The following is a 269-nucleotide window of genomic DNA, read 5'->3' on the forward strand; positions in this document are numbered from 1 at the left end:
TGCGAAGCTGGCCCTTACGCAGAGATCGAGCACCTGCTGGTTTCATCCTCAAGTGCTGCGTGTCCTCGTGCTTGGCCAGGTAGCGCATTGCCTTATGTACCTTGCTACGAATGCGGGCATCCGTCCGATAGACCAACCCAATACCGAGATCATCCCCATAACGCTGCTTGCCAGCGTTACAGCTGTAGTAGTAACCCAGACCACGAGTAATGCGCTCCCACAACTGACCGACCTGTCGAGCCTTGTAGACGTCGCCATGCACCTTCGTC

At 56.1% G+C, this 269-nt stretch carries 1 pseudogene; it reads right to left on the reverse strand.

The features are described 5' to 3' along the window. Positions 1–269 (reverse strand): annotated as a pseudogene (locus ACI77I_RS32305) (hypothetical protein); the annotation flags it as partial.

The sequence above is a fragment of the Pseudomonas sp. D47 genome (genome assembly GCF_045447305.1).
In the GTDB taxonomy this organism is placed as follows: Bacteria; Pseudomonadota; Gammaproteobacteria; order Pseudomonadales; family Pseudomonadaceae; genus Aquipseudomonas.